Genomic DNA, 11,894 nt, shown 5'->3' with positions numbered 1-11,894 from the left:
AGTCGAAGGCTCAGGCGACTTCGCCCTTGCGGAGAAGATCGAGATACTCGCTGCGCAGGATCAGCACCTCATGGTCGCCTTCCGTCCCGACGATGTGCCCGGCCAGACTGGGTGTTTCGCCCGCACTCTCCGCCGGGCACAGCAACCAAAGGCCGTGCGGCACACCCTGTGGGTCGCGGGCGGCGTGCTGTATTTCGGTCAGGAAGGTGCGGCCGCCCGCTTCGAAGTACCGGCCGACCAGTCCGGCGTCGTGCAGGAACAGCACGCTGCGCGGCCCCGCTGCGGCCAGCGCGGCCAGCAGCCGGTCCCGCACCCGCTGCCAGCTCACCGACACGTAGGAAGCAAGCCCCGGCGGCATGGTGCCGTTGTGCGCGATGCGCGTGTCGGCGGTGAGAACGCGATCCCAGCCCTGGTTGCGCTCCTGGGCCAGCGCCCGGAACTCGGTGAGGAACAGCCGCCCGAGGTCGACGGCCACCACGTCGTGCTCCGACGCGACGAGTTCGGCCGCTCCGGGCAGCTTCATCGCCTTGATCTTGAGTGCGAGGAAGCCGCCGAGCCTTCGGCCTTCGTCGAGCCGTGCCGCGATCAGCTCGGCGGAGCTGCGGCCAGTGCTGATGGCGACATGGTCGATCGAGGTCAGGGTGCCCGAAGACGACCGGGCCTGCCGCTGGCTCTCGACCGGTCTGGGCGGGCAGAAGCGATTCTTGACCGGATCGAAGGTCAGGCTGCTGCCCGCTTCGCGCAGTGCTTCCCCGACGTCGATCGGTGAGAGATCTCCGAGCGAGATCTCCGGAAAACGGGCTCTGACCTTGGCGAGAAGAGCGTCCAAGGCGATTCCGTCCTCGCCGACCCCGGCTGCGGCCTGGGAGATACGCAGGCCGCGCTCGAGCGGGAGGTTGCGAGGGTAGAGCTCCAGACGGCGGGAAGCCGCCGAGCGCTCGGACATCGCCGCGGCAAGGGAAAGCAGCCTGGTGTCGGCCAGCGGCCGCATCCCTTCGGGCTGGCCGACCGCCTGGAGGTCACGCAGAGCTGTCGCTGAACTCGGCAGCGGGTCGCGGGCCGAGATCACATCGGCCGCCTGGCCCAGTGCGATCGCGTAGTCGCCCAGCTCGTTGGGCGTCGGGTCGTCCGAGCCGTTGAGCGACTCGGAAGCGATGAGCACCCGTTCGTTGCGGCGCAGGACGGCCAACGCAGGCTCGGGAACCTCCGGCTCTTCCTTGCCCGGTGGCATCAGTTCGGTGTCCACGGCGGCACGGACCACCGCCGAAGCATTGCGCAGCGCGGTGGCTGGGTCGTTCTCCGTTGAGCCGTGCCGTGCCAGGAGCTCCGCCGCGACCTCCGACGCGCTCGCGATCCGGCCGAGGTCGTCGAGGATCTCGGTGACCTCACGGCGGATCGTGTCCATCCAGGCGAACGTGCGCCACTTCTTGACGGACTTGCCGTACTTCTGCGACACCGAGGGCTGTGTGAGCCCGACCACGTCGGCGACCAGGCGTTGCACAGGCCAGGCGTTGAGCCTGGTGACGGTGCCGTCGGACTTGGGAAGTCCCAGCGTCAGGCGTTCGACGTCGGGGCCTTTGTCCTTGCCGTGGGGTTTGGTGAGCAGACGCTCCAGCAGTAACTCGACCGACTGGTACCCGACTTTGACCGGAACGGCCAGTTTCTCCGAGGACAACCTGGGCGCGGCGCCCGTGCGGAGTTTCGCGGTCCATTGCCGGTGTCGTCTGGTCAGTTCGCGGCGGGTCAGCGCACCCGCCCCGCGGGCACGGGTGATCGTCGACGCCGGGATGTCCAGTAGCTCACCGACGGTTGTCGCGCCAAGGCCGTCGGCGACCGAAACAGCACGAGAAGTGAGACCCGCCGCCGCAAGCGGCGTCGTGAGCTCGGCGGCTTCCGCGGCGCGGTCCAACACTTCGTTGTCCGAGCGCTCGGCTGCGGACGTTTCCACCGTGGCCTGCGTCGTCGCCGGGCGCGCCTGGTCGGCGTCGGCGAACACCGACCGCCACAGTGCTTCCATCTTGCGCAACGATGAGAACCGCTGCTCGGTGTCCCGGTGCAGCGCCTGCATGAAGAACGCGGTGAGCCCGTCCCGCAATCGATCGTCGAACAGGTGTCCTTCGATCCGGGGCGTCTCGTCCTGGGTCACTGTTGGCGCGGTGATGCCGTCGCCCCACTGTGGACGCTCGCCAGTGGCCATCTCGTACAGGGTCACCGCCGCGGCGTACCGCTCGGCGTGGTCGTCGTAGAGCTGCCGCCGCGTGGTGTGCACGAACGGATCGAGGTAACCCCGAGTGCCCACGTGATCGGCCGGAGAGGCTTTGGCCAGGGAGAAGTCGAGCAGCTTGAGCTGTCGCGACCGGTTCGCCCGGTGGTGGATGCCCAGGTTGTCCGGCTTGATGTCGCGATGGTGGATCTCGGCCGCTTCGAGCTGGTACATCGCCTGGAAAAGCTGGTGGCCGAAGTTGTCCAGGTCGTGGTAGGTGAGCCCGCCCTGTTCTCGCAGGTACCGGGCCAGCGAGACCTCACCTGCCAACTCCAGTTCCAGCGCGGTGTGACCGCCAACTGTCCGCGGCCCGTCGAACAGCCGGACAATTGAACCACCGTTGAGCCTGTTCAGGGCCTCTGCCTCATCGTGCAGTTTCGCCGCCCGGCTGTCCTCGTCGAGGGCAACCTTGAACACGCGCTCGTCGACGACGGTGCCGTCGTCGGTTTCCCTGAGCCGCTCGACCAGCAGAGCGCGCGCGGTCGCCCCGGTGCCGAGGACGCGGCGCACGAACCACTCGTCGTCCACCTCCTGACCGGCGATCGCCTCGAGCGGATCCACGAACGAACGCCCGGTGGGCACCGGCTTGGCGTCCTCCTCCGCGTCGTCGAGCCGGTCGAGGAAGGCCGCCGCCGAATCCAGCCTGAGGACGACGTCCGAGCGGGTCGCGTCGTAGATCAGCTCGCCAAGTTCGGGGGGCAGGGTGTCATCCACCGCGGAGACCTGGAGGCCACCGTCGGTACCCAGCCGCTCGACGAGTTCGGACCGGCTCGAAGCGGGTGGCCGCCCCGTCAGCACCAGATAGGACACCGAACCGAGACCGAAGATGTCGAGCTCCACCGGATCCGGATACTGCTGCTCCGACTCCGGGGCCAGGTAGCGCAGCGCCGTGTCCTCGATGAACGCCCCATCCAGCGACGAGTCCCCGATGGACCGCAACGAAGTAGTCTCGAAGTCCCTCGCCGCCGTCTGCCAGTCGGTCAACCGGAGCACCGGCCGGGAACCGTCCTGCCTGCAGGAGACGTAGATCGACCGTGGGGACAACGCACGATGGTAGAGCAGTCGGTCGTGGGCGTACTTGAGGGCTTCGGCCAGCTGGCGGACCAGACCGAGGCGGGTTTCCGAGGTCAGCGAGTCGCTGAACGTCGCCAGGTAGGCGTCCAGCCTCAGATCCGACTCGTGGTGCCGGAACAGGATCGCGGGTCGGCCCTGGTGATCCCCGAACTGCCGAGCCTGGGCGATGCCTCGATGGTCGATCCCTTGCAGCACTTGGTACTCACGCCTGGCGGCCCGGTCGGCCTTCTCGGCGTCGGCCTTGCTGGTGCCCTTGCTGATCAGGTAGATCCGGAGCCGGCCTTGCTCGTCGAGTACGCCGTCGTCGCGCCTGGCCAGCCTGTCCTCCCAGAACGGCCCGGCGTCGAGTGCCCGCTGATCGAGCTTCCAGAAGTCCCCATAGCGCAGGTGGGCCGTGGCGGACTGGATGCCGATGGTCCTCATCAGCCGCGGCAAGGTGCGAGACGCGAAGTCCGGCCTGATGCGGTCTGCCTCGCGGTGCGGCGGACGTGCCAGCAGGTCGTCCCAGACGGCAGGCAAGCCGCTGTTCGCGTGCCGGGCATAGACGTTCGGGCGTTGGAACTCGTCCAGTTCGCTGCGGAGTCCGGCGTCGGTCAGGAAGACAATCGGCTCGATCCGCGGGAACCGGCCGGTGTAGCCGTCCTTCTGCGCCGCACGCATCAGTTGTCCCCGCAGCTCCTTTGCCTTGAGGTTGGTTAGTTCGAGTGGATTCTGCAAGGTCCGGACCCGCCCGCTGTGCCGGTCGGTGACGCGCCACGTCGAACCGTGGTTGGTCACCCGGCCGGGATGCGCCTTGAGCTCGAGCAGATACAAGCCGGAGGGGACGGCTATGAGTAGGTCGCACTCATTGATCCGGCCGGACATCGCGGTGAACGAAAACGTAGCCCAGGCGCGATAAGGATCGGCGTCCGGCATCTGCCGCTTGATGAAGTCGAGCCCTTCCTGTTCCCAGGCAAAGTCCGACTGCTTGCGCTGATACCACCGCGCTGAGGACGAGCGAGGTTTGGCGCCCGATGCCACAGCCCCTCCTAGTCAGTCACGCCCACCGGTTCGAACGGAGTGTAGTCGGACCGGCAGACAACCCAGTGCGGTGACAGACGGAAGCTGCGCAGCACCGATCCGCCAGCGGTCGGTTTGTCGGTGTTCGCCGTACCGCGGGTCGATGGATGTTCACCGAGCTCGACCGGGAGAGATCGCCGTACCGGGCGGCAGCGGCACCAACCGGGAAACCGCGATCGACCGGATGGAGTTCAACTCCGACGGCACTATCCGCACCGTCACACCCACCCTACTATCCGCACCGTCACACCCACCCTGAAACTCCATGTGGACCAGTTCGCTGGGGCTTGATTGGACCTGTTCACTGGGCCACCCCACCTGCCACGGTGGCCCCGTGAGTATCGAGTTCTTTCTTACCGCGCTGGTCATCGTGGCCACGCCGGGGACCGGGGCGCTTTACACACTGGCGGCCGGGCTCAGTCGTGGGTTCAAGGCCAGTGCGGTGGCCGCCTTCGCCGGGACGCTCGGCACCCTGCCCCACCTGCTCGCCGCGATCACCGGGCTCGCGGCCCTCCTGCACACCAGCGCCGTGGCGTTCGAGGTCCTCAAGTACATCGGCGTCGCCTACCTGCTGTACCTCGCGTGGGCCACGCTGCGCGACAAGAGCGCCTTCGAACCCCGCAAGGCACCCGCCTCGGCGGGCCGGGTGATCGCCGAAGGCGTGCTGATCAACCTCCTCAACCCCAAGCTGACCATCTTCTTCTTCGCGTTCCTGCCCCAGTTCGTCCAGCCCGGCGAACCGGTGTGGCGGATGGTGGAGTTGAGCGCCGTGTTCACCGGCCTCACCCTGGTCGTCTTCCTCGGCTACGGCGCCTTCGCCGCCGCCCTGCGCGACCGCGTTCTCACCCGCCCGAAGGTGCTCGACTGGACCCGACGCACCTTCTCCGCCGCGTTCGCCGGGCTGGCGTTGAAGCTGGCGGTGACCGACGCGTGAGCACCTTCCGCCACTCCGACGCCCTCTGGGCCGACTTCCCCCAGCTCGTGCCCGGTGTTCTCCACGTCGAACGCCCCGACGCCCGGCGGGACCTCACCGAGTACCTCGAAACCGCGGAACGGCGGCTCGACGGGACCACCGAGACCCAGCTCCCCGAGATCCAGGCCTGGCGCCGCGCCTACACCCAGCTCGGCCTCAAACCGACGCAGTACCGCTGCGCCTCGGAGGCGCTGCTGCGCCGCTTCCGCAAGGACCACGTGCTCCCGCGCATCCACCCGGTGATCGACCTGTGCAACGCCGTCTCGATGGCCTACGCCATCCCGGTCGCCGTGCTCGACCTCGCGCGGATCACCGGCGATCTGGAGGTGCGGTACGCCACCGGCGACGAGGAGTACCAGACCTTCGGCGGTGCGCTCGAACACCCGCAGCCCGGTGAGGTGATCTTCGCCGACGAGGCCGGGCGGGCGCACGCGCGCCGCTGGACCAATCGCCAGAGCGGCCTGTCGGCGGTCAGCGAAGCCACCGAGACCGTGCTGATCGTCGCCGAGGCACTGCACGAGAGCGCGGCCGAGGACGTGAAATCCCTGGTCAGCACCCTGCAGACGGAACTGGGGCAGCCCAGGGCGGCGATCCTCGATCGAGCCTCCCCGGAATTCACGATCTGAGGTGAGAATGGGTGTCCGGATGGGCGCCGCGGCTCCGACGTCTCCGGTGAAAGGGCACCGACGGACCGAGGAGAACCCGATGAAGTACATGATCCTCAGCTACGGCTCGCAGCAGGAGTACGACGCCATGGCGGGCAAGGGCGGCTTCCAGCCCGAGGACTTCGCCCCGATGCACGAGTTCATGACCAAGTTCAACGCCGAGCTGGAGGCGTCCGGGGAACTGGTCGAGACCCGCGGCCTGAACGCACCCGTGCACACCCGCCGCGTCACCGGGCGCAAGGACGGCGTTCCGGTGTGGACGGACGGCCCGTACGCCGAGACGCAGGAAGTGCTGGCAGGGTACTGGATCGTCGACTGCGAGAGCTTCGACCGGGCCACCGAACTCGCCGCGCGGCTGTCGGACTGCCCGGCGCCCGCCGGGCTCGCCGAGGGTGCCTACGCGGACGTCCGGCCGCTCCTCGAAGCTGCCGGCGACCTCTGCCTCTGATGCCTGGCTCCGAGGTCGAGGACCTGCTGCGCCCGCTCGCGCCGCAGGTCCTCGGTGCGGTGGTCCGCCGGTTCGGCCACTTCGACCTCGCCGAGGAGGCCGTGCAGGAGGCTCTGCTCGCGGCCACCACGCAGTGGCCCGGCGACGGGGTGCCGGACAACCCGCGCGCCTGGCTGATCACCGTCGCCTCCCGGCGGCTGACCGACCTGCTGCGCAGCGAACAGGCTCGCCGTCGCCGTGAGGACACCGTGGCCCAGCAGGTGCTGCCCGAGGAATGGCTGGCTCCCGCCGCGGACCGGTCCGAGCCGGCCGCCGACGACACGCTGGTCCTGCTGTTCCTGTGCTGCCACCCGTCGCTGTCGCCCGCCTCGCAGATCGCGCTGACGCTGCGCGCGGTCGGCGGCCTGACCACCACCGAGATCGCCAGGGCCTTCCTCGTCCCGGAGGCGACGATGACCCGGCGGATCAGCCGCGCCAAGCAGCGCATCAAGGACAGCGGGGTCCCGTTCGGACTGCCCGCGGACCCCGCGCGCCTGGCCGCCGTGCTGCACGTGCTCTACCTGATCTTCAACGAGGGGTACGCCAGCACCTCGGGCCCCGAACTGCAGCGCGCCGAACTCACCGCCGAGGCCATCCGGCTGACCCGCGTGGTGCACGCGCTCCTGCCGGACGACAGCGAGGTGACCGGGCTGCTCGCGTTGATGCTGCTCACCGACGCCCGTCGTGCCGCGCGCACCGGGCCCGGCGGCTCGCTGGTGCCGATGTCCGAACAGGACCGGAGCCGCTGGAACCAGGCCGCCATCACCGAGGGCATCGAGCTGATCACCGCCGCGCTGCCGCGGGGACCGGTGGGCGAATACCAACTGCAGGCGGCCATCGCCGCCGTGCACGACGAGGCACCCAGCGCGGCGGACACCGACTGGCCGCAGATCGTCGCGCTGTACGAGGCGCTGATGCGGTTGTCCGACAACCCGGTGGTGGCGTTGAACCACTGCGTCGCGGTCGCGATGGCACGGGGTCCGCGCGCGGGACTGGAATTGCTGACCGAAGTGGACGGACGGTTGCCCGGTGACCACCGCGTGCACGCGGTCCGCGCCCACCTGCTCGAACTGGCGGGCGACCGGGACGGCGCCCGCGAGTCCTACACCGCCGCGGCGGCCCGTGCGACGAGCCTGCCGCAGCAGCGTTACCTTCATGGCAGGGCCGGACGGCTCGCGGAGGAGTGAAGGGAGCTGTTGTGTCCCAAGAGGAAACGCGGCGCGGTGACGGATCACTGTTCAATGAGGACTCGATCGACGGGTTCCTGCACCGGGCGTTCCTGCGGGCGACCGGCCGCTCCGGCGAGGAGGTGCGCCGGCGCCCGGTGATCGGCATCTGCTCCTCCGCCAGCGAGCTGAACCCCTGCAACGCCGGGCTTTCCGTGGTCGCCGAGTCGGTCAAGCGCGGGGTGCTGGCGGCCGGTGGCCTGCCGGTGGTGTTCCCGACCATCTCGATCTCCGAGCCGTTCGTCCGGCCGACCTCGATGTTCCTGCGCAACCTGATGGCGATGGACGTCGAGCAGATGATCACCTCCAGCCCGGTCGACGCGGTGGTGCTGCTCGGCGGGTGCGACAAGACCATTCCCGCGCAGGTGATGGGTGCGCTGAGCGCGGGGAAACCGGCCCTGCTGATCGCCGCCGGACCGCGGCCGGTGGGGCGGTTCAACGGCGAAGCGCTGACCGTGGACGACTTCTGGCCGCTGGCCGCCCGGCGCCGGCGCGGTGAACTGTCCGATCAGGACTGGAACCGGCTGGAGGGCTGCCTGATGAGCGGGGTGGGCACCTGCAACGTGATGGGCACCGCGACCACCATGGCCACCGTGGCCGAGGTGCTCGGGCTGGCGCTGCCCGGCTCGACCCTGCTGCCCGCCACCGGTTCGGCGCGCCAGGACGCCGCGGTGCGCACCGGCACGCGCGCGGTGGCACTGGCGGAGGAAGGCCGTCCACCGTCCGAAGTGGTCACCGCGGAGGCGATCGAGGACGCGTTCCGCGTGGTCTGCGCGATCGGCGGCTCGACGAACGCGATGGTGCACCTCGCGGCGATGGCCGGCCGGGTCGGTGTGCCGCTGGACTTCGCCGGCTGGAGCCGGACCACGCCGCTGCTCGGCGACGTCCGCCCGTCCGGTCCGCACCTGCTCGAAGACCTGGCAGAGGCGGGCGGGATCCCGGCCGTGCTCAAGGAACTCGCGCCGGTGCTGCACCTCGACCGGCCGTCGGCGAGCGGCAAGACCTGGGCCGACGAGGTGGCCGAGGTCGAGCCGAAGACCGGTGCCGCGTTGCGCCCGTTCGACCAGCCGGTGGCCGAGGGTGGCGCGCTGGTGGTGCTGTCCGGCTCGCTCGCCCCGGACGGCGCGGTGATCAAGCGGTCCGCGATGGACCACAAGCTGCTGCGGCACACCGGCCGCGCGCTGGTCTTCGACGGGGTGACCGACCTGAACGCCCGCATCGACGACCCCGACCTCCCGGTGGACGCCGATTCGGTGCTGGTCCTGCGTGGGGTCGGCCCGGTCGGCGGGCCGGGCATGCCGGAGGTCGGGCACGTGCCGATCCCGGCGAAGCTGGCGCGCGAAGGCGTCGAGGACATGGTGCGGATCTCGGACGGCCGGATGAGCGGGACCGCCGACGGCGCGGTCGCGCTGCACGTGGCCCCGGAAGCCGCGGTCGGCGGCCCGCTCGCGCTGGTCCGCGACGGCGACCTGATCGAGCTGGACGTCGACGCCGGACGACTGGAACTGCTGGTCCCGGCCGGGGAACTGGAGCGCAGGCGAGCCGGGTTCACCCCACCGGCGGCGCCGTCACGCGGTTACGAACTGCTGTACCACCGGCACGTACTCCAGTCGCCCGACGGCTGCGACTTCGACTTCCTGGTCAAAGCGCCGAAGGTCAACTGAACGGCAGCGGCGAGGCGCCGCGGTCCGCGAGCATGCCGGTCATCACGCGGACCTCGGCGCCCTGCGACTTGAGGATGCTGTTCGTCAACGACTTCACCGCGGACATCCCGGTGTGGTCCTGTGTGTACTGCGCCATCTCCGTGCCGCCCTGGTGGTGGCGGAGCATCAGCTGCAGGAAGTAGACGTCCAGCTCCTTGCCGGACAGCGAGCGCATCTTGGCCAGCTCGTCGTTCGTGGCCATGCCGGGCATCAGCGGTCCGCCAGGCGTCGTCGAACCCACCGCCGTGCCGTGGCTGTGCCCGCCGGGCTCGGTCATCCAGGTCATGTACCCGCCGATGGCCTGCTCGGGCTTGTTCCACAGCATCAGCCAGCCCTTCATCCGGCCGATCTGCTCGAGCTGGGTGCTGGCGATGTCGAAGGCGAGCTGCTGCACCTGCGGATCGGTGGAGTGGTCGCGGGCCCAGTTGGCCATGGTGACCGCCTGCAGGTGGTGCACCGCCATGTCCTGCGCGAAACCGATCTCGACCGGGCCGGGCGCGGCCGCGGCGGGCTCGCTGTCCCGGTCGAGCGACTGGGTGAGGAACATGCCGATGGTCGCGCCGACCAGCAGCACGGCGAGCGTCGCGGCGCCGAGGATGACCACCCGCGACCAGGCCGGGCGGGACTCGACGGCGTCTTCGTGCTCGTCGAGCCCCACCACCCGCTCGGGTTCGGGCGAACTCATCCGCCGGCCGGGGGCTGCCCCGCCGGGGGCTGCTGGCCGGGAATGCCCTCGGGCAGGCCACCGGGCACGCCACCCGGCGCGCCGGGCATGCCGCCGTTCTCGTCCGCGGCGCCTTCGGTGCCCTTGTAGTCCATCGGCTTGGCGTCCGGGCCGGGCGGCGTCGGGTCGAACGCCGGCGGGGCGTCCACGTCGAAGCGGCCGGGGCCCATCGCGTCGCAGGAGGCGCCCTGCTCGGGGTAGGTGCTCGGGTTCAGCCGCAGCGCGGCGATGAACTGGTCGATGCGCTCGTCGTCGACCGAGTCGAGCTTGAGTTGGTGGCCCCAGGCCTGCAGCGAGACCGGCTTGTCGAGGCCGGGGAACGGCGACATCATCGTGTACGGCTTGCCCTCGGCCCGCACCCGCAGCTTGTTCACCGCGTCGCCGGTGACCTGGTCGGGGTTGTAGGCGATCCAGACCGCGCCGTGCTCCAGCGAGTGGACCATGTTCTCGGTGCGCACCGGGTTCGGGTAGACGATGCCGGTGCAGGCGGCCCAGAACCCGTCGTGCGGACCACCGAAGGCCGGAGTCTTGTCGTAGGCGACGCGCTCGGTGGGCAGCACGTGCACGCTGGCCTCGTACTGCTGGGTGACGATGCCGGGGATCTTCAGCGACGGGTCGGGGTTCTCCGCCGACGGCGCGAAGGCGGCGGCCGCTTCCTCACGGCTCTTCTGCTCGCGCTTGTCCGCCGAGTTGACGTAGTAGTAGCCGAACACCACCCCGGCCAGCGCGAGGATCGCCACCACCGCGATGATCGTGCCCCACGGGGTGCCCTTCTTGGACACCACTGAGCTGCGGGCCGACTTCACGGCGCTCTTCGGCTTGCCCTTTTTCTTCGTGCCGCTTGCCATCGTGCTGTACCGACCTCGTCTCGTCGTCGCCCCGGTCATGGAGCACCCCGGCCAGTGTAGGGACCGGGTGTCTGGTCGGTGTAGGGCGCTTAGGAGGGTGCTGCTACGAAAGGTTTCAGATCGGCGGCTGCGCGTCCGCGCCCGGCGGCGTGGGGTCGAACGGGGGCGGCGCGTCCTGGTCGAAGGCCATGCTGTCGCACGGGGCACCCGGTTCCGGGTACGTCGACGGGTTCAGCAGCAGCGCGGTGATGAACTGGTCGATCCGCTCGTCGTCGGCGGTGGGGACCTTCAGCTGGTGACCCCACGACTGGAGCGAGATCGGCTGGTCCAGACCAGGGTAGGGCGACATCACCAGGTACGGCTTGCCCGCCACCCGCTCGGCCAGCTTCGCCAGCTCGTCACCCGCGACCTGGTCCGGGTTGTACGCGATCCACACCGAACCGTGCTCCAGCGAGTGCACCAGGTGCTCGGTGCGCACCGCCGTGGGGTAGACCACGCCGTTGCACGCGGCCCACACCTGGTCGTGCCTGCCCCCGAAGGGCGGGGAGTGGTCGTAGGCGACCCGCTGCGGCGCCACCACGTGCAGCCCGGGGTCGTAGTCCCGCCGCACGATGCCCGGGATGGCCCCGGACGGGTCGGGGTTGTCCTCCGATGGCATGAACGCGGCGAGCTTGCGGTCGCGTTCGGAGACCGTGGCCTGCCCGGCCACCGCCCGCTCGGCCGTGAGCAGCGCCACGCCGGTCAGCGCGCCACCCGCCAGCAACACGCTCACCAGCGCGATGACCAGCGCAGTCGTCGTCGATCGCATCCCCTGTTCGCCTTTCACTCGGTCCCGGGACCGTCTTCGTGCCGGTCGGCGGGGCACACCTAGA

General features: G+C 69.9%; 9 protein-coding genes. 5 read left to right on the top strand and 4 right to left on the bottom strand.

From position 1 onward, the window contains the following. Nucleotides 1–10: 10 nt before the first annotated feature. On the bottom strand, nt 11–4,357 hold the full coding sequence (pglW, locus tag JYK18_RS05600) for a BREX system serine/threonine kinase PglW (protein WP_206801082.1): 4,347 nt from the start codon (nt 4,355–4,357) through the stop codon (nt 11–13). Between the two features lie 373 nt (nt 4,358–4,730). On the opposite strand from pglW, the gene JYK18_RS05595 reads away from it, so the two are divergent. From JYK18_RS05595 to JYK18_RS05575, 5 genes are all read left to right on the top strand, one after another. After that, nucleotides 4,731–5,330: a LysE family translocator gene (locus JYK18_RS05595; RefSeq protein WP_206801081.1), complete on the top strand. Its 600-nt coding sequence runs from the start codon at nt 4,731–4,733 to the stop codon at nt 5,328–5,330. After that, nucleotides 5,327–5,995, top strand: coding sequence for a B3/4 domain-containing protein (locus tag JYK18_RS05590; protein WP_206801080.1), 669 nt, complete (start codon nt 5,327–5,329; stop codon nt 5,993–5,995). The genes JYK18_RS05595 and JYK18_RS05590 overlap by 4 nt, the downstream gene beginning before the upstream one ends. 79 nt (nt 5,996–6,074) lie before the next feature. Further along, nucleotides 6,075–6,482: a YciI family protein gene (locus JYK18_RS05585; protein WP_206801079.1), complete on the top strand. Its 408-nt coding sequence runs from the start codon at nt 6,075–6,077 to the stop codon at nt 6,480–6,482. Next, entirely contained in the window at nt 6,482–7,708 is a 1,227-nt protein-coding gene (locus JYK18_RS05580) for an RNA polymerase sigma factor (RefSeq protein WP_206801078.1), read from the top strand. Before JYK18_RS05585 ends, JYK18_RS05580 begins: the two co-directional genes overlap by 1 nt. An 11-nt stretch (nt 7,709–7,719) precedes the next feature. Next, on the top strand, nt 7,720–9,411 hold the full coding sequence (locus JYK18_RS05575; RefSeq protein ID WP_307795788.1) for a dihydroxy-acid dehydratase: 1,692 nt from the start codon (nt 7,720–7,722) through the stop codon (nt 9,409–9,411). On the opposite strand, the gene JYK18_RS05570 is transcribed toward JYK18_RS05575, so the two are convergent. The 3 genes from JYK18_RS05570 to JYK18_RS05560 all read right to left on the bottom strand — a co-directional run bounded on the left by JYK18_RS05570 (nt 9,404) and on the right by JYK18_RS05560 (nt 11,830). Continuing rightward, nucleotides 9,404–10,135, bottom strand: a complete 732-nt coding sequence (locus JYK18_RS05570) for a DUF305 domain-containing protein (protein WP_206801077.1) — start codon at nt 10,133–10,135, stop codon at nt 9,404–9,406. The two genes, JYK18_RS05575 and JYK18_RS05570, sit on opposite strands and share 8 nt — an antisense overlap. Further along, on the bottom strand, nt 10,132–11,022 hold the full coding sequence (locus JYK18_RS05565; RefSeq protein WP_206801076.1) for a DUF3105 domain-containing protein: 891 nt from the start codon (nt 11,020–11,022) through the stop codon (nt 10,132–10,134). Before JYK18_RS05565 ends, JYK18_RS05570 begins: the two co-directional genes overlap by 4 nt. Before the next feature lie 115 nt (nt 11,023–11,137). After that, a complete protein-coding gene (locus JYK18_RS05560; RefSeq protein WP_206801075.1) occupies nt 11,138–11,830 on the bottom strand; it encodes a DUF3105 domain-containing protein in 693 nt (230 codons plus the stop codon). Nucleotides 11,831–11,894 lie beyond the last annotated feature (64 nt).

The sequence above is a fragment of the Amycolatopsis sp. 195334CR genome (genome assembly GCF_017309385.1).
In the GTDB taxonomy this organism is placed as follows: domain Bacteria; phylum Actinomycetota; class Actinomycetes; order Mycobacteriales; family Pseudonocardiaceae; genus Amycolatopsis.
The sequence above is the reverse complement of the archived record's forward strand: the minus strand, read 5'-3'. Positions and strand labels throughout refer to the sequence as shown.

What these genes read in the sequence shown, in the direction of transcription:
- JYK18_RS05580 (WP_206801078.1), top strand. Translation starts at nt 6,482, where the DNA reads ATGCCTGGCTCCGAGGTCGAGGACCTGCTGCGCCCGCTCGCGCCGCAG.
- JYK18_RS05560 (WP_206801075.1), bottom strand. Translation starts at nt 11,830, where the DNA reads ATGCGATCGACGACGACTGCGCTGGTCATCGCGCTGGTGAGCGTGTTG.
- JYK18_RS05570 (WP_206801077.1), bottom strand. Translation starts at nt 10,135, where the DNA reads ATGAGTTCGCCCGAACCCGAGCGGGTGGTGGGGCTCGACGAGCACGAA.
- JYK18_RS05565 (WP_206801076.1), bottom strand. Translation starts at nt 11,022, where the DNA reads ATGGCAAGCGGCACGAAGAAAAAGGGCAAGCCGAAGAGCGCCGTGAAG.
- JYK18_RS05585 (WP_206801079.1), top strand. Translation starts at nt 6,075, where the DNA reads ATGAAGTACATGATCCTCAGCTACGGCTCGCAGCAGGAGTACGACGCC.